Raw genomic sequence first — 15,425 nt, 5'->3', positions numbered from 1 at the left:
CGTGCAGACCTAATCAGAGCTTGCCGCGCAGATAGTCCATGGCGGCGGGGCGTACCGATTGATCGCCGCGCTCGGCGGCCTCGTGGATGAGCGCGTGCAGCTCTGTCAGGTCGATGCGGCGCAGGATGGATTTCACTGGACCGATGGAGGCGGGGCGCATCGAGAGGCTGCGCAGGCCGATGGCGGCGAGGCAGGCGGCCTCGACCGGGCGGCCCGCATCCTCGCCACAGAAGCTCAGCGGTGTGCCGGTCTTTTCGCAGCGTTTCACGATGTTTTCGAGAAAGGTCAGGAAAGAGACGTTGAGCGTGTCATAGCGGCGGCGCACCAGCTCGTTCTCGCGGTCGGCGGCAAAGAAGAATTGCTTGAGATCATTGCCGCCGATGGAGAGGAAATCGACATCGCGGTAGAAACTGTCGGGCGCATAGGCGAGCGACGGGGTTTCCAGCATCGCGCCGACCTTGAGATCGGAGGGCAGCGGGTGGCCGAGGATGCGTTCGCGTTCGAGCGCCTTGTCCATTTCGGCACGGGCGGCGGCGAATTCCTCGAGCTGGGCGACAAAGGGGAACATCACCGACAGCGGCCGCCCGGCGGCGGCGCGCACCAGCGCCTGCAGCTGCATCCGCATCACCCCGGGCCGGTCGAGACCGATCCGGATGGCGCGCCAGCCGAGCGCCGGGTTGGGCTCGTCCGTGGCCTTCATATAGGGCAGCACCTTGTCCGAGCCGATGTCGAGCGTGCGGAAGGTCACCTGTTTGCCCTGCGCCGCATCCATGACGCGGGCGTAGAGATCGCTCAGCTCGGCGCGTTTCGGCATGTGGTTGCGGATCAGGAATTGCAGCTCGGTGCGAAAGAGGCCGACGCCCTCGGCGCCAGAGCCCACGAGGCTCGGCAGATCGGCCATGAGACCGGCGTTCATCATCAGCCCGATGCGCGCCCCGCAGAGCGTTTCGGCGGGTTTGTCGCGGATCGAGGCATAGCGCTCCTGGGCCTCGGCCTGCATCGCCATCTTGTCGACAAAGGCGGCGCTGATCGTGTCGTCGGGGCGCAGATGCACGATGCCCTGATCGCCGTCGATGAGCACCGGATCGCCGTTGAGCGCCTCGGTGGTGATGCGTTCGGCATGGATCACCAGCGGGATCGCCAGCGCCCGGGCGACGATGGTGGCATGGCTGCCGACCGCGCCCTCTTCGAGCACGATCCCCTTGAGCGAGCGGCCATAATCCAAGAGTTCCGCCGGGCCGATATTGCGGGCGATGAGGATCGGATCGGGCGGCATTTCCGCGCCGGTTTCGCGGCCCTGACCGGTCAGGATGCGCAGGAGCCGGTTGCTCAGATCGTCGAGATCGTGGAGCCGGTCGCGGAGATAGGCGTCGGTGGCCTTTTCCATCCGCGACCGGGCGGTGGATTGTTCCTTTTCGACCGCGGCCTCGGCCGAGAGACCGCGGCCGATGTCCTCTTCCATGCGCCGCATCCAGCCCTTGGAATTGGCGAACATCCGGTAGGTTTCAAGAACTTGCAGCTGTTCCTTGTCGCCGCTGCGCACATCCGAGAGCATCCGGTCGACGCCGACGCGCAGGGTCTCCACCGCCTCGGTGAGCCGTTCCAACTCGGCCGCCGGGTCGTCGGCGATCGGGTTGGTGACCACGACGCGCGGTTCGTGCAGCCAGACATGGCCGCGCGCGACGCCCTCTTGGGCGACATGGCCGCGGAACATGACCGGGTGTTGGTGGCGGGCCGACATGGCCGCGCCTTCGCCGACGAAAGCGCCGAGCTCGGCCATTTCGGCGATGACCATGGCGACCACTTCGACGGCATAGATTTCCTCGTCGGAATAGCTGCGCGCCTGTTTCGACTGGACCACCAGCACGCCGAGCGTTTCGCCCAGCCGCTGGATCGGCACGCCAAGGAAGGAGGAATAGGCCTCTTCGCCGGTCTCGGGCATGTAGCGAAAGCCGCGCGTGGCGGGGGCGTCATCGGTGTTGATCACCTTGCTGGTGCGGGCGACCCGGCCCACGAGGCCCTCGCCGAGCCGCATCCGCGTCTGGTGCACGGCCTCGGCGTTGAGACCTTCGGTGGCGCAGAGTTCGAGCGTTTCCTCGTCGCGGAAGAGATAGATCGAGCAGACCTCGGTGCGCATTTCTTCGGAGATCAGCGAGGTGATCCGGTCGAGCCGCGTCTGGCCGCCGGTTTCCTCTGACATGATCTCGCGCAGACGGCCAAGCATCTGGCGGCTGTCGGTGATAAAGCCGTCCATCATGGTGAAACTCTCGCCATGCACCGTCTCCCCTCGGTGCCGCGCCGAAGATATTCAGATTCGGCGGCGGCGTCTTTGCTATTCTTTCTTCTATCATGACGTGTAATCATAAGAAATTCCATGTGTTTCGCGTCAGACGGGAAGGCTCTGATCGGTGCGCCGTAAAAACAGGCAGTTGTGATGGTAAAGGACAGGTTTTCATCAGTCGGGCGGGTGTCGGCGGGGCTGTTGGCGCGGCTGCGCGGGCGGCGGATCTGGGGTCTGGCCGGGCTTGGGCTCTTGGCGCTGGGGCTGGTCCTGTGGGGGCGGTACGAGCCGTCGGAGACACGGCGCGGGGTGCTCGGCGCCAGCGTATATGCGGTGAGCGCGCGGATCGCGGAGCAGGCCGGGATGGAGGCGCCAGCGGGCGTTTTCGTGATCTCGGTGCTCGACGGGTATGCGGCGCAGGAGGCGGGTCTGAAACTTGGTGACATACTCCTGTCTGTGGACGGGGTGGCGGTGGCGAGCCAAGGGGAATTTGAGGCAGCGCTGCGCAAGATCAAGCCCGGCGCAGAGGTGTTTTTCACGCGGCTCGGGAAGGAGGGGCCGGAAGAGATCGCCGTGAGGTTGCAAAGGTCTGGGGCGCGGGGGGGCTCAGCGTCCTCTGATGAGACATCTGAGACCGGTGAGCCCGGGGTCTTGGCGGCGGCGGAGATGCACTATGCGCGGCGGCTTGGGCTGCAGTTCAACGAGGGCGCGGAGCTCTGGGAGATGGGCGCGTGGGATCATCCCTGTCTGCGCTCTTATCTGGTGCCGCGCGGTGGCGTGCCGGTGTTTCTCGACGGGCGGGCGGCGACGGTGCATGAGATCGCGGCGCAGAGCGCGCCGGATCTCGGCACCGAGGCGCAGGCGGCGCAGTATCTGCGCTATTACAACGGTCATATCTGGGCCAAGGCGGGCGCGTTCGAAGTGATCGAGCGGGCGGCGGAGCTGCCGGGCGGCGAGGGGGCGGCGCTGGCGCGGCCCGGGCCGGTGCGGATCGAGGGGCGCGGTGAGACGATGCAGGCCGAGGCAGTGGTGCTTTATGCCGGGCAGCTCTTTCGGGCGCGCTATGCCTTTGGGGAGGGCGGGCGGATCAAGATGCTGAGCGATGAGAAGCTGGGCAAGATTTCGGCGAGCGATACGGTGTTTCGCGCGGGTCAGCGCTGTGCCACCGATGGGCAGAGCCGCGAGGCGACCGGCTATCCGGTGCCGCCCGCCATGGCGGGAGAGTGGGAAAATGTCGCCGGACCAGAGTTTTACGAGGTCCGGCAACTGATCTTGATGGGCGAGGGCTAGGCCTAAGGTCTTAGCTCTCAGGCCCCAGCCTTTAGGCCTTGTCGAGCTCGAACGCGTCATGCAGCGCCTGCACGGCGAGCTCCATGTATTTGCGGTCGATCAGCACCGAAATCTTGATCTCGGAGGTGGCGATGACCTTGATGTTGACGCCTTCGTCGGAGAGCGTCTTGAACATCTTGGCGGCGACGCCCGACTGGCTGCGCATGCCGATGCCGACGGCCGAGACTTTGGCGACATCGGTGTCGGCCACCAGATCGTGATAGTTGATGTCGCCCCGGGCCTTCGCATCCGCCATGGCCTTTTCGGCGCGTTTCACCTGATCGGTGGGGCAGGAGAAGGTCATGTCGGTGCGACCTTCTTCGGCGATGTTCTGAATGATCATATCGACATTCACCCCGGCCTCGGAGAGCGGGCCGAAGATGGCGGCGGCGATGCCGGGCCGGTCGGCGACCGAGATGAGGGTCATCTTGGCCTCGTCCCGCGAATAGGCGATGCCGCTTACGACATTAGATTCCATGATTTCCTCCTCATCGCAGACCAGCGTCCCGGCCGCGTCAGATTGTTCCTCGAAACTGCTCAGCACGCGCAGTTTGACATTATAGCGCATCGCCAGCTCGACCGAGCGGGTCTGCAATACCTTGGCCCCGAGCGAGGCCAGTTCCAGCATTTCCTCAAAGGCGATCTTGTCGAGCTTGCGCGCCTTCGACGCGATGCGCGGGTCGGTGGTATAGACCCCGTCGACATCGGTGTAGATGTCACAGCGCTCGGCGTCGAAAGCGGCGGCAAAGGCCACGGCAGTGGTGTCCGACCCGCCCCGGCCCAGCGTGGTGATGCGGCCCTCGGGGCTCACGCCCTGAAAGCCCGCGACCACGGCGACGCGCATGCCTTCGCCAAACTTGGCGGTGATGTTGTCGGTGGGGATCTCTTCGATGCGGGCGGCGGAATGGGCCGAGGTCGTCTTGACCGGCACTTGCCAGCCCTGCCAGCTGCGCGCCGGCACGTCCATTTCCTGCAAGGTGAGCGCCATGAGACCGGCGGTCACATTCTCGCCCGAGCTCACCACCGCGTCATATTCGCGGGCGTCATAGAGCGGCGAGGTCTCGCCCACCCAGCCCACCAGCTCGTTGGTCTTGCCCGACATGGCCGAGACGATGACGATCACGTCATAGCCCTTGGCCACCTCGACGCCCACACGTTTGGCGGCGCGGCGGATGCGGTCGAGATTGGCGACGGAGGTGCCGCCGAATTTCATCACGAGAACGGGCATGGGGTCGGTCCCTTCGGGTATTGGTCGCGCGGGGGTTTACGCCCGGTCGCGGCGAAGGGCAAGTGGCGTGGCATCAGGAAAATTGCGCTCTGGGCCGGTTTGTCGCGGCTTGCGGCGGGAAATCCGCCCCGAGGGCGCAGTTTTCGGACCAAAGGGATCGGGGCAAAACCGCCTGTCGGTATCGCGTCGGTATTGCGGCGGTGCTACGACAGTGGCGGTTTTGGCGTGCTCAGCAGGGGATCAGAAGGGGATCGGGTTGCCGTCCCAGCCCTCGAAACAGCCGGTGGTGTCGAGGGTGAGCGCGTCAAACCGGGCGATGAGCCCGTCGCGCGCCTCTGCGACGTCGATATCGGCCTCATTACCGCCCATGTCGGTGCGGACCCAGCCGGGGTGATAGATGCCCAGCGCGATGCCCTCGGGGGCGAGATCGACCGCGAGGTTGCGCCCGAGGTTGAGCGCCGCCGCCTTGGAGGCGCGGTAGGCGTAGCTGCCGCCCGGGGCGCGGGCGTCGCTGGCCATGATGCTCGACAGGATGGCGATCTTGGGCGTCGCGGCGCGGGCGAGATGGGGCAGGAGGGACTGAATGGTGAGAAAGACGCCGGTGACATTGGTGGAGAGCGCCGCGGCCCAGGTGTCGGCGTCAAAGCCAGAGGTCAGATCGTGGCCCTTGTCGGGATAGACGCCGGCGTTGCAGATCAGGAGATCGACGGCGCGGCCCTCGAGCGTTTGGGCAAAGCGGGCCTGCGCCTCGGGGTTGGTCACATCGAGCGGATGGGCGGCGTCCGCGCCGCGCGCGGTGCCGGTGACCTCGTGATCCAGATCCGCATAGGCAGCCGCGAGGGCCGCGCCAATGCCACGATTGGCGCCGGTGATCACTACATGCATGGGATGTCCTCTCGGTGGGGTCTGTGCACCGAAGTTCAGTGCCAGAATTAGTGAGCCGGGGTCAGTTCGCTTTGCGGCCCGGGGTGAAGGGCAGGGGCGTGACCGGCACGCCATCCTCAATGAGCTTGCGCGCCTCGTCGGGGCGGGCCTCGCCATAGATGGCGCGGGAGGGGATGAGACCCTCGTGCATGTCGCGGGCTTCTTGCGCGAATTTGCCACCGACATAGTCGGAATTGCTCTCGACATGTTTGCGCAGCGCGGCGAGCGCCTGGGCGGTGACATCGGGGGATTGGTCGGCGGCGGGGCGCAGCGTATCCGCCTTGCGCCGGGCCTCTTGCACGCGCGGCGACATCAAGGCCTTTTCAACCTTGTCGCTGCCGCAAACGGCACAGGCGACATGGCCCGCCTTTTGCAGCTTGTCAAAGGCCTCGGCAGATTGAAACCAGCTGTCAAACCGGTGATCTTGCTCACATTTCAACGTGAATTTTATCATCGCACGCCCAAATATTACACCTAAGTGTTACATAACCTTTTGCCGCGAAAGATCAACGCTTGGCGCGAATGGGCTTGGGCAAATGCTTGGGGTTGAACTGGCGCAGAATCTGCGCGAGCTCGGGCTCGTCGACCTTGGTCGCGGCCTTGTCGAGACCCATCCATTTGCGTTTGCGCTGGCCTTTTTCGGGGAAATTCTGCGCCAGCGCCTTGACCTTGATCGGGTAGACCAGCGCCAGACAGGGCGCGCCATCGGTGCGGGTAAAAAGCTTGTGATAGGAGAAGACGCCGAGGCATTGATCATAGCCCTTGCCCTGCACGCCCGCCTCTTCCCAGGCCTCGATCAGCGCCGCCTCGGCGGGGGTGCGTCCCGGCATCGGCCAGCCCTTGGGGATGATCCAGCGGCCAGAGCCGCGCGTGGTGATCATCAGCACCTGCGGCTTGCCTTTTTTCATGCGAAAACAAAGCGCTGCAAATTGCGAACGCATGTCGCGCTTGTCGTAATCGTCAACCGATATGGGGGCTTGTCTGATCATGTGCCGCATTCGTCCCGCCACTTTCGCGCGGTTATTGTTTCACTCACTCGTTACACACAACATATTGTGGCGTTTCACCCGTTCTGACCAGAGGAAATTATCGCGAAGCCCGGCGCGGGGCAAAATGGCCACGGTGGCGGGGCGCGCGCCGCTTGCGCCGCTGGGGGGATTGCGAAATACTCGCGCCATGACAGGAATTTTCGCCATGATCACCGGGGTTTGCGCCCTGATTGCCGTGCCGCTGACGGCGCTGGCAGGCTCGGCCCGGGCCGAGCCGCTCACCGTGTTTGCGGCGGCGTCGCTGCGCGAGGCGCTGGACGGGGCGGCGGCGGGGTTTTCCGGCGAGGTGGTCCTGTCCTATGGCGGGTCGGGGGCGATGGCGCGGCAGGTGGCGCTTGGCGCGCCGGCGGATGTGGTGATCCTGGCCAATGAGGCCTGGCTGCGCTGGCTCGACGACGAGGGCGCGTTGCGGGCGGGCAGCGTGGCGCGGGTGATGGGCAATCGGCTGGTGCTGGTGGGGCCCGAGGGGGCCGCGCCTTTGGAGGATCTGAGCGCCGAGGCGCTGCGCGCGCGGCTGGCAGGCGGGCGCATGGCGCTGGGGCAGGTTTTGTCCGTGCCCGCAGGGATTTACGCGAAGGAATGGATGCAGTCCGCCGGGCTTTGGGAGGCGCTGGCGCCGCAGCTGGCCGAGACCGAGAATGTGCGCGCGGCGCTGGCGCTCGTGGAGCGCGGCGAGGTGGCGCTCGGCGTGGTCTATGCCACCGATGCGCGGGCGGCGCGGGTCGCCGTGGTGCGGGAGATCGGGGCCGAGACCCATAGCCCGATCGCCTATTGGGCGGCGGTCTCTGAGGCCAGTGAGCACCCGCAGGCGGAGGCGTTCATCGCGCATCTGATGGGTCCGGCGCAGGACGGGTTTGCGGCGCTGGGCTTTGTGCCCCGGGCCGCGCTTGGGGCCCTGCCATGAGTTTCACGCCCGAAGAGCTGGCGGCGCTCGGTCTGTCGCTCAAGGTGTCGCTTTGGGCGACGCTGCTCAGCCTGCCCTTGGCGGTGGCGATGGCCTGGCTCTTGGCGCGGCGCGAGTTTGCGGGCAAGGCGGTGCTGTCGGCGCTGGTGCATCTGCCTCTGGTGCTGCCGCCGGTGGTGACCGGCTATCTGCTGCTCTTGGGTTTTGGTCGGCAGGGCTGGCTTGGCGGGGCGCTCGACTCGGTGGGGATCGTGCTCGCCTTTCGCTGGACCGGGGCGGCGCTGGCGGCGGCGATCATGGGGTTTCCGCTCATGGTGCGGGCGATCCGGCTCGGGTTCGAGGCGGTCGATCCGCGGCTCGAAGAGGCGGCGGCGACCTTGGGCGCGCCACGGGCGCAGGTGTTCGTCACCGTGACCCTGCCGCTCATCGCGCCGGCGCTGTTGGCGGGGGCGGTGCTCGGCTTTGCCAAGGCGATGGGCGAATTTGGCGCGACGATCACCTTTGTCGCCAATATCCCCGGCGAGACGCGGACGCTGCCTTCGGCGATCTACACCTATCTGCAGGTGCCGGGGGGCGAGGCGGCGGCGCTGCGGCTCTTGTCGCTGTCGCTGGTGGTGGCGGTGGGCGCGGTTCTGGCCTCTGAGCTGCTGGCGCGGCGGATGGCGAAGAGGATCGGCAGATGAGCCTTTCTCTCGATATTACCAAGTCTTTTCCGGGCTTTACCCTCGAGGCCGCGTTGCAGGCCGGGGCCGGGGTGACGGCGCTATTCGGCCCGTCGGGGTCGGGCAAGACGAGCGTGGTCAATGCCGTGGCGGGGCTGTTGCGGCCAGATGCGGGACGGATCGCGCTGGGCGACAGGGTGCTGTTTGACGGGGCAGCGGGCCAGATGGTGCCGCCGCATCGGCGGCGCGTCGGCTATGTGTTTCAAGACAGCCGTCTTTTTCCGCATATGAGCGTCGCGGGCAATCTGCGTTATGGGGCGCGGTTTGCGCCAGAGCCGCCTGATCCGGCGCAGGAGGCGCGGATTGTCGATCTGCTGGGTCTGGGCGGGCTGCTCGACCGGCGGCCGCGGGCGCTCTCGGGTGGCGAGACGCAGCGCGTGGCGCTGGGGCGGGCGATCCTGTCGCAGCCCGAGATGCTCTTGCTGGATGAGCCTTTGGCGGCGCTCGATGATCGGCGCAAGGCGGATATCCTGCCCTATCTCGAAGAGCTGCGCGACGGGCTGGGGCTCTCGATGCTTTATGTCAGTCACAGCCTCGGCGAGGTGGCGCGGCTGGCGGATCGGATCGTGGTGATGGCGGGCGGGCGCGTGGTGCTGAGCGGGCCGGTGCAGGAGGTGCTCAGCGATCCGGCGGCGCTGCCTTTTGTGGGGGTGCGCGAGGCGGGGGCGGTTCTCTCGGCGCGGGTGCTTGGCCATGAGGCGGATGGGCTGACGCGGCTGGGGCTCGATGCGGGCGAGTTGCTGCTGCCGGGGGTGACGGCGGTGCCGGGGAGCGGGCTGCGCATCCGGGTGCTGGCGAGCGATGTGCTGATCTCGCGGGGGCGGCCCGAGGGGCTGTCGTCGCGCAACATCCTGCCGGCGGTGGTGAGCGGGCTTTTCCGGGGCGAGGGGCCGGGGGTGGCGGTGCAGCTGGCGCTTGGCCAAGACCGGATCTTGGCGCGGATCACGGCGCGGGCGGCGGCGGAGCTGGAGCTTGCGCCGGGGGCGGAGGTGTTCGCCATTCTCAAGGCCACGGCAGTGCCCCGACAAAGCATCGGTCAGAGCATCGGGCAGGGGGGCGGGCAGGGCGAGCCCTTGTCTGATTAATGGTTAATGGCCGGGATTACCCCCTGTAACCCCGGCCATATTTGTCTTAACCCAACATTTCGCGCGATTATCCCTATTCGGTGTGGTGGCAGGCCACCTCGGTGCCGGTCGAGGGCAGAACCCGCAGTTTCGGACGTTCCGCCCGGCACAGATCGGTGGCCAGCGGGCAGCGCGGCGCGAAGGGGCAGCCCTTGGGCAGGTTGACCGGATCGGGCAATTCGCCCGGCGTGCGCGGCTTGTCGAACGAGCCGCCTTCGAGCTTGGGGATCGCGTCCAAAAGCAGCCGCGTATAGGGGTGTTTGGGCGTCGCAAAGAGCGTCGCCGTCTCCGCCAGCTCCATCACCTGACCGAGATACATGACCGCGACGCGGGTGCCGAAATGCTGCACCACGCTCAGATCATGGGTGATGAAGAGATAGGTGAGCCCGCGCTCGGCCTGCAGATCGGTGAGCAGGTTGAGAATCTGCGCCTGGATCGACACGTCGAGCGCCGAGATCGGCTCGTCCGCGACGATGAAGGCGGGATTGGTGACCAGCGCGCGGGCGATGGCGATACGCTGACGCTGACCGCCCGAGAACTCATGCGGCAGGCGGCGCTGCCAGCTCAGGTCACAGCCGGTGGCGGCGAGCACCGCCTCGACCGTCTCGCGCTGTTCGGCGGCGGATTTCTCCGGCATCAGGTGGCGGATCGGTTCGACCAGCGTGTCATAGACATTGCGGCGCGGGTTGAGCGAGGCATAGGGGTTCTGAAACACCATCTGCATGTCGCGGCGGATCGGTTTGCGCGTCGCCTCGTCCATCTGGTCGATGCGCTGGCCGTTGAAATAGACCTCGCCCGCCGTCGGGTTTTGCAGCCCGATGATGGTGCGGCCGAGCGTGGTCTTGCCACAGCCCGATTCGCCCACCACGCAGAAGGTTTCACCGGCGCGGATCGACACATCGACGGTGTTGAGCGCATGCAGCACCGGTTTTTCGCGGCTCAGAAAATGGGTGGGCAGGGGAAAGCGCACCTCGAGCCCGCGGGTTTCGACGATATGGTCGGTTTGCGGGCTGGGGGCGGCTTTGATCTGGGCGCTCATGCGATCTCCTCCACGCTTTGCAGCGGGTGATAACAGGCCACGCCGTCGATGATCTCGGGCATGGCGGCGCGGCACTCATCGCTCGCGCGGGGGCAGCGCGGGTGATAGGGGCAGCCGCGCGGCAGGTTGGTGATCGGCGGCATCGAGCCGGGGATCTGATAGAGCTTCTGCCCCGGTTCGGCATTCTGCGGCAGCGCCTTGAGCAGGCCGGCGGTATAGGGGTGGTTGGGCGCGTCGATGATGGCGCGGGTCTCGCCCGCCTCGACGCATTTGCCCGCATACATGATCATCAGCTTTTGCGTCACCTCGGCCACGACGCCAAGATCATGGGTGATGAGGATCAGCGCCACGTCGTTTTCGCGGCAGAGCTTGAGGATCAGCGCCATGATCTCGGCCTGGATCGTCACGTCGAGCGCGGTGGTCGGCTCGTCCGCGATGATAAGCTCCGGGTCGGTCAGCAGCGCGATGGCGATGACGACACGCTGCCGCAACCCGCCCGAGAGCTCGTGCGGATAGGCGTCCATCCGGGTTTCCGCCGAGGGGATGGCGACCATCTTGAGCTTTTCCACCGAGAGCCTATGCGCCTCGCGCCGCGAGATGCGGCGATGGGCTTGCAGGGTTTCGATCATCTGGGTGCCGATGGTCAGCACCGGGTTGAGCGTCACCATCGGGTCCTGGAAGATCATCGAGATGCGATTGCCGCGGATGCCGCGGATCTGGCGTTCCGACATGTCGAGAAGGTTCTCGCCCATGAAGCGCACGGCGCCTTCGCTCACCCGGCCCGGTTCGGCGATGAGGTTGAGGATCGAGAAGGCGAGCATGGATTTGCCCGCGCCGCTTTCGCCCACGACGCCAAGGCGTTCGCCCTTTTCGAGCCGCAGGGAGACCCCGCGCAGCGCCTCGATTTCCTCTGTCTTGCCGCGCGGAAAGGCCACGCGCAGATCGTCGATTTCGAGCATGGCCATCAGTCGTCTCCCCGCCGCAGTTTGGGATTGAGCACGTCGCGCATCCAGTCGCCCAGAAGGTTGAGCGCCAGCACCAGCGCGATGAGCACCAGCGCCGGGTAGAGGGTGATCCAATATTGGCCCGAGAAGACGAACTCGAACCCCGACCGGATCAGCGAGCCGAGCGACGGCCGGTCCACCGGCATGCCGAGGCCGAGAAAGCTCAGCGCTGCTTCGGTCATGATCGCCTCGGCCACCTGGATGGTCGAGATCACCAGCACCGGGGTCAGCGTGTTGGGCAGGATATGCCCCCACATCACCTTGCGCGCGGGCAGGCCGATGACGCGGGCGGCATCGACATATTCCTTGTTCTTTTCGCCAAGGACCGAGCTGCGCACGGTGCGGGCGAATTTCGGCCATTCCGCCACGCCGATGATCACGATGAGCATGACAATCGCGTAATCGGCATAGACATTGGCATCAAAGGCCGCCTGAAAGATCGCCAGCACGATGATCGCGATCATCAGCGTCGAGAGCGACATCTGAATATCGGCAAGCCGCATCAGAAAGGCGTCGATCCAGCCGCCCTTGTAGCCGGCAATGAGCCCGAGGGTGACGCCGAGGATGGCCTGCACCACCACCGCGCCGATCCCGATCAGGAGCGAAATGCCGGTGCCATACATGATGGTCGAGAGCACCCCGCGCCCCTGCGCATCGGTGCCGAGCAGAAAGCGCGCATCGCCATCGTCTTTCCACGAGGGGGGCAATTCGCTGTCCATGATGTCGATCTGCATCAGGTCATAGGGGTTCTGCGGCGCGAGGAGCGGCGCAAAGACCGCCATCAGCACCAGCAGGAGAAGGACGATGCCCGCGCCGATGGCCACGGGATCGCTGAGAAAGCGTTTGAAGAGGCTGCGCCAGGTGATCATGATTTGGCTCCCGGCAGTTTCACCATCGGATTGATGAGCGTGTAGACGAAATCGACGATCGTGTTGACCACCACAAAGATCAGCCCGACCACGATGATATAGGCGATGATCAGCGGCGTATCGGTGCGGTTCACCGCCTCAAGAAAGAGAAAGCCCATGCCGGGCCATTGGAACACCGTCTCGGTCAGGATCGTATAGGCGATGAGCGTGCCGATCATCAGCCCGCCCACCGTCACCACCGGCAAAAGCGTGTTGCGGAAGGCATGGACATAGCGCACCCGCGCCGTGCGCAGGCCCTTGGCGCGGGCAAAGCGCACGTAATCGGTGCCCATGGTCTCCATCATCTCGGCCCGGATCAGCCGGATGAAGAGCGGCAGCATGATCGAGCTCAGCGTGACCGAGGGCAGGATCAGGTGTTTGAGCCCGTCAATCGTGAGAAACCCGGTGTCCCAGCCCCAGGGCAGGGTGACCGTGTCGCCGCGCCCGAAGGCGGGCAGCCAGCCGAGTTCGACCCCGAACAGCCAGACCATGAAGATCGCGGTCAGGAAGACCGGCACCGAGATGCCGATGATCGAGCCGGTCATGATGATCCGGGTGATCCAGGAATTGCGGTGGATGGCACAGTAGATGCCGGCCGGGATCGACAGCGACAGGAAGATTACGACCGCCCCGATCACCAGTTCGAACGTGGCCGGGAACTTGTCCATGATCACGTCGAGGGCGGGGCGTTTGAAGAAATAAGAGGTGCCCAGATCGCCCTGCACGGCATTGCCGAGAAAGCGGATATATTGGGTGAGGAACGGGTCGTTGAGACCCAGCTGATCGCGCAGCTCTTGGCGTTCGGCCTCGGAGACGGATTGTCCGACCAATTCGCGCAGCGGATCGCCCAGATTGTCCTGGATCGAAAAGCCGATCAGCGAAATCACGAACATCACGATCACGGCCTGAACGGCACGGCGGATGAGGAAAGCTAGAATATGCATGGGGTGCAGGGTCTCTGGCGGGGGCTTGAGCATCCGGCCCGAGGCGCAAGCAGGCGCACCGGCAACAGCGGACGAAAGACGGCGGGCCGGAGCATACCGGCCCGCCGCAGGCGGTTATTCGGAGATGACGAGATCGCCCAGATAGGGGAAGTTCATCACGTTGAGCACGGGCTCGATGTCGACGCCTTTGCGCGCGGCCCAGGCCAGATCCTGCCAATGCAGCGGCACATAGGCTGCGTCGTCATAGAGGATCTTTTCGACCTCTTGCAGCATCTCGGCGCGTTTCGCGGGATCGGTCTCGGTCAGCGAGGCCATGGTCAGCTCGTCGACCTTGGCGTTCGAGTAGTTGCCCGAGTTGTACTGGCCTTTGCCGGTGTCGGCATTCGGCGTCATGGTCAGGAACTCGTTGAAGTTGGCGCTGTCCTCGGTGTCTGCGTGCCAGCCGATCATCATGATGTCCGCAGCGCGTTCATCGAATTTCGGCCAGTATTGCGCCTTGGGCATGGTGGTCAGGTCGATCTTGATGTTGATCTTGGCCAGCATTGCCGCCGCCGCTTCGCAGATTTTGAAATCGTTCACGTAGCGGTTGTTGGGGCACATCATCGTGGCCTCGAACCCGTCGGCATAGCCTGCCTCTTCCATCAGCGCCTTGGCCTTGGCCACGTCGAAACGCGGGGTCAGATCGGGGTTATAGCCGACATAGCCCTCGGGCGATTGCTGGGCCGCGGCGGTGCCAAAGCCCTTCATGATCTTTTCGACGATGCCTTCGTTGTTGATGGCATGGACGATGGCCTGACGGACCTTGGGATCGGCCAGCGCTTCGTGGCGTTTCTGGTTGAGCTGCAGGGTGATGATCCGGGTGCCGGTCATGGTCACCAGGTTGACGTTTTCATCGGCCTCGATCCGTTCGAGATCGGTCGGCGGCACGGGGGCGATGAAATCGACGTCACCGGCGAGCAGCGCCGCAACGCGGGTCGGCGCCTCTTTGATCGGGGTCAGCACGGCGGTCTGCACGTTGCCGGGGCTGTTGGTGTCCCAATAGTCGGGGTTGCGCTCGAACACGACTTTCACGCCCTGTTCGCGCTCGGCGATGGTGAAGGGGCCGGTGCCCGACACGTTGGACGAGGCAAAGCTGTTGCCGTGTTTCACGACCTCATCACCGCCTTCGGTGTAGAAATCCTTGTCCATCGGAAAGACATAGGTGGCGGTGTGCAGCACCAGCGGGCTCGGCCCGTCGGTCTTCACTTCGACGGTATAGTCATCGACGGCGGTGGCCGAGGCCCAGCCCGAGAAGATGCCTTTGAAATCCGGCGAATTCTTGAGGCGTTCGATGGTATAGACCACATCTTCGGCCTTCATCTCGTCGCCCGAGTGGAATTTCACGCCCTTGCGCAGGTTAAAGCGCACGGTGGTGTCATCGACACGGTCCCAGCTTTCGGCCAGACGACCGTCAAAGCCCAGATCCTTGTTCCAGCGCACCAGCGGGTCAAAGACCATATGCGACAGTTGCAGCGTGCCGCCGGACAGCTGCTCATGCGGATCGAGCGACACCGGGTCGGCGTCATAGGCAAAGTTGAGCGTCTGTGCCGACGCGAGCCCTGCGGTGCCCAGCATAATGGCCGTGGCAGTGGCAAGATTACGAATGGTTTTCATGAGAGTCTCCCTGAATTGACGGTGCCTCCCGCGCGAAATTTTTGACGCGCACACCTGTCATGCGGGCAAAACTGGCGCGAATTATGTCTGCTGTAAAGGCTTGCGACGGGTGGGTAACTTCACGTCATTTTTAACCATTTGGTTGAAATCTTGCGTTGCCAAGGGCTTGCGCGGTTTGGCGAATATTTCGTGTGACGCGAAATACATGGGGCTTCCGGCGGGTCAGGGTTGAGGGAGCGGGGCGGAGAATCAGGCCCGGATTGGGTCAAGGCAGGGCCGGGGGAGCGCTGGGGAAGGGCCGGTGCAGCGGGCAGAG

Annotated in this window: 14 protein-coding genes; 4 read left to right on the top strand and 10 right to left on the bottom strand. The window is 65.1% G+C overall.

The window, feature by feature from the left end; translation table 11 throughout:
* Positions 1-13 precede the first annotated feature (13 nt).
* On the bottom strand, positions 14-2,257 hold the full coding sequence (gene ptsP, locus WA237_RS15500) for a phosphoenolpyruvate--protein phosphotransferase (RefSeq protein ID WP_040618231.1): 2,244 nt from the start codon (positions 2,255-2,257) through the stop codon (positions 14-16).
* A 177-nt stretch (positions 2,258-2,434) separates the two neighbouring features.
* Between ptsP and WA237_RS15495 the strand changes: the two genes are divergently transcribed.
* On the top strand, positions 2,435-3,571 hold the full coding sequence (locus WA237_RS15495) for a PDZ domain-containing protein (protein WP_336098733.1): 1,137 nt from the start codon (positions 2,435-2,437) through the stop codon (positions 3,569-3,571).
* A gap of 31 nt (positions 3,572-3,602) precedes the next feature.
* Here WA237_RS15495 and WA237_RS15490 read toward each other — a convergent pair whose 3' ends face one another.
* The 4 genes from WA237_RS15490 to WA237_RS15475 form a co-directional block, all read right to left on the bottom strand.
* Complete coding sequence (locus WA237_RS15490) at positions 3,603-4,838, bottom strand: aspartate kinase (RefSeq protein ID WP_009812303.1); 1,236 nt, start codon at positions 4,836-4,838, stop codon at positions 3,603-3,605.
* 240 nt (positions 4,839-5,078) lie between these two features.
* Positions 5,079-5,723 (bottom strand): SDR family NAD(P)-dependent oxidoreductase, encoded by a 645-nt coding sequence (locus WA237_RS15485; RefSeq protein ID WP_336098731.1) that lies wholly within the window; start codon positions 5,721-5,723, stop codon positions 5,079-5,081.
* A 61-nt stretch (positions 5,724-5,784) separates the two neighbouring features.
* Positions 5,785-6,216 carry a DUF1178 family protein gene (locus tag WA237_RS15480; protein WP_009812301.1) on the bottom strand — a complete coding sequence of 144 codons (432 nt, stop codon included), beginning with the start codon at positions 6,214-6,216 and terminating at the stop codon, positions 5,785-5,787.
* Between the two features lie 52 nt (positions 6,217-6,268).
* Positions 6,269-6,751, bottom strand: a complete 483-nt coding sequence (locus WA237_RS15475; protein ID WP_336098729.1) for an NUDIX hydrolase — start codon at positions 6,749-6,751, stop codon at positions 6,269-6,271.
* 205 nt (positions 6,752-6,956) lie between these two features.
* Here WA237_RS15475 and modA point away from each other — a divergent pair, with 205 nt between their 5' ends.
* Genes modA through modC form a run of 3 tightly spaced genes read left to right on the top strand, consistent with a single transcriptional unit; the run spans position 6,957 to position 9,522 of the window.
* Positions 6,957-7,715: a molybdate ABC transporter substrate-binding protein gene (modA, locus tag WA237_RS15470; protein ID WP_336098728.1), complete on the top strand. Its 759-nt coding sequence runs from the start codon at positions 6,957-6,959 to the stop codon at positions 7,713-7,715.
* The gene (gene modB, locus WA237_RS15465; RefSeq protein ID WP_009812298.1) at positions 7,712-8,398 is read left to right on the top strand and encodes a molybdate ABC transporter permease subunit; all 687 of its coding nucleotides are present in this window, start codon (positions 7,712-7,714) and stop codon (positions 8,396-8,398) included. The genes modA and modB overlap by 4 nt, the downstream gene beginning before the upstream one ends.
* Positions 8,395-9,522, top strand: a complete 1,128-nt coding sequence (gene modC, locus WA237_RS15460; RefSeq protein WP_336098727.1) for a molybdenum ABC transporter ATP-binding protein — start codon at positions 8,395-8,397, stop codon at positions 9,520-9,522. The genes modB and modC overlap by 4 nt, the downstream gene beginning before the upstream one ends.
* 73 nt (positions 9,523-9,595) lie before the next feature.
* Here modC and WA237_RS15455 read toward each other — a convergent pair whose 3' ends face one another.
* The 5 genes from WA237_RS15455 to WA237_RS15435 form a co-directional block, all read right to left on the bottom strand.
* Positions 9,596-10,600 (bottom strand): ABC transporter ATP-binding protein, encoded by a 1,005-nt coding sequence (locus tag WA237_RS15455; RefSeq protein WP_336098726.1) that lies wholly within the window; start codon positions 10,598-10,600, stop codon positions 9,596-9,598.
* A complete protein-coding gene (locus WA237_RS15450) occupies positions 10,597-11,565 on the bottom strand; it encodes an ABC transporter ATP-binding protein (RefSeq protein WP_216014651.1) in 969 nt (322 codons plus the stop codon). The genes WA237_RS15455 and WA237_RS15450 overlap by 4 nt, the downstream gene beginning before the upstream one ends.
* Positions 11,565-12,473, bottom strand: coding sequence for an ABC transporter permease (locus WA237_RS15445; protein WP_009812294.1), 909 nt, complete (start codon positions 12,471-12,473; stop codon positions 11,565-11,567). The genes WA237_RS15450 and WA237_RS15445 overlap by 1 nt, the downstream gene beginning before the upstream one ends.
* A complete protein-coding gene (locus tag WA237_RS15440) occupies positions 12,470-13,456 on the bottom strand; it encodes an ABC transporter permease (protein ID WP_246557115.1) in 987 nt (328 codons plus the stop codon). The genes WA237_RS15445 and WA237_RS15440 overlap by 4 nt, the downstream gene beginning before the upstream one ends.
* A 114-nt stretch (positions 13,457-13,570) precedes the next feature.
* The gene (locus WA237_RS15435) at positions 13,571-15,109 is read right to left on the bottom strand and encodes an ABC transporter substrate-binding protein (protein WP_336098722.1); all 1,539 of its coding nucleotides are present in this window, start codon (positions 15,107-15,109) and stop codon (positions 13,571-13,573) included.
* Between the last annotated feature and the right edge of the window lie 316 nt (positions 15,110-15,425).

The sequence above is a fragment of the Roseovarius sp. CH_XMU1461 genome (genome assembly GCF_037027165.1).
In the GTDB taxonomy this organism is placed as follows: domain Bacteria; phylum Pseudomonadota; class Alphaproteobacteria; order Rhodobacterales; family Rhodobacteraceae; genus Roseovarius; species Roseovarius nubinhibens.
This window is presented reverse-complemented; position numbering and strand designations above follow the sequence as displayed.

Excerpts from the sequence above, each read along its gene's own strand:
- ptsP (WP_040618231.1), bottom strand. The coding sequence starts at position 2,257 with ATGATGGACGGCTTTATCACCGACAGCCGCCAGATGCTTGGCCGTCTG.
- WA237_RS15495 (WP_336098733.1), top strand. The coding sequence starts at position 2,435 with ATGGTAAAGGACAGGTTTTCATCAGTCGGGCGGGTGTCGGCGGGGCTG.
- WA237_RS15490 (WP_009812303.1), bottom strand. The coding sequence starts at position 4,838 with ATGCCCGTTCTCGTGATGAAATTCGGCGGCACCTCCGTCGCCAATCTC.
- WA237_RS15485 (WP_336098731.1), bottom strand. The coding sequence starts at position 5,723 with ATGCATGTAGTGATCACCGGCGCCAATCGTGGCATTGGCGCGGCCCTC.
- WA237_RS15480 (WP_009812301.1), bottom strand. The coding sequence starts at position 6,216 with ATGATAAAATTCACGTTGAAATGTGAGCAAGATCACCGGTTTGACAGC.
- WA237_RS15475 (WP_336098729.1), bottom strand. The coding sequence starts at position 6,751 with ATGATCAGACAAGCCCCCATATCGGTTGACGATTACGACAAGCGCGAC.
- modA (WP_336098728.1), top strand. The coding sequence starts at position 6,957 with ATGATCACCGGGGTTTGCGCCCTGATTGCCGTGCCGCTGACGGCGCTG.
- modB (WP_009812298.1), top strand. The coding sequence starts at position 7,712 with ATGAGTTTCACGCCCGAAGAGCTGGCGGCGCTCGGTCTGTCGCTCAAG.
- modC (WP_336098727.1), top strand. The coding sequence starts at position 8,395 with ATGAGCCTTTCTCTCGATATTACCAAGTCTTTTCCGGGCTTTACCCTC.
- WA237_RS15455 (WP_336098726.1), bottom strand. The coding sequence starts at position 10,600 with ATGAGCGCCCAGATCAAAGCCGCCCCCAGCCCGCAAACCGACCATATC.
- WA237_RS15450 (WP_216014651.1), bottom strand. The coding sequence starts at position 11,565 with ATGGCCATGCTCGAAATCGACGATCTGCGCGTGGCCTTTCCGCGCGGC.
- WA237_RS15445 (WP_009812294.1), bottom strand. The coding sequence starts at position 12,473 with ATGATCACCTGGCGCAGCCTCTTCAAACGCTTTCTCAGCGATCCCGTG.
- WA237_RS15440 (WP_246557115.1), bottom strand. The coding sequence starts at position 13,456 with ATGCATATTCTAGCTTTCCTCATCCGCCGTGCCGTTCAGGCCGTGATC.
- WA237_RS15435 (WP_336098722.1), bottom strand. The coding sequence starts at position 15,109 with ATGAAAACCATTCGTAATCTTGCCACTGCCACGGCCATTATGCTGGGC.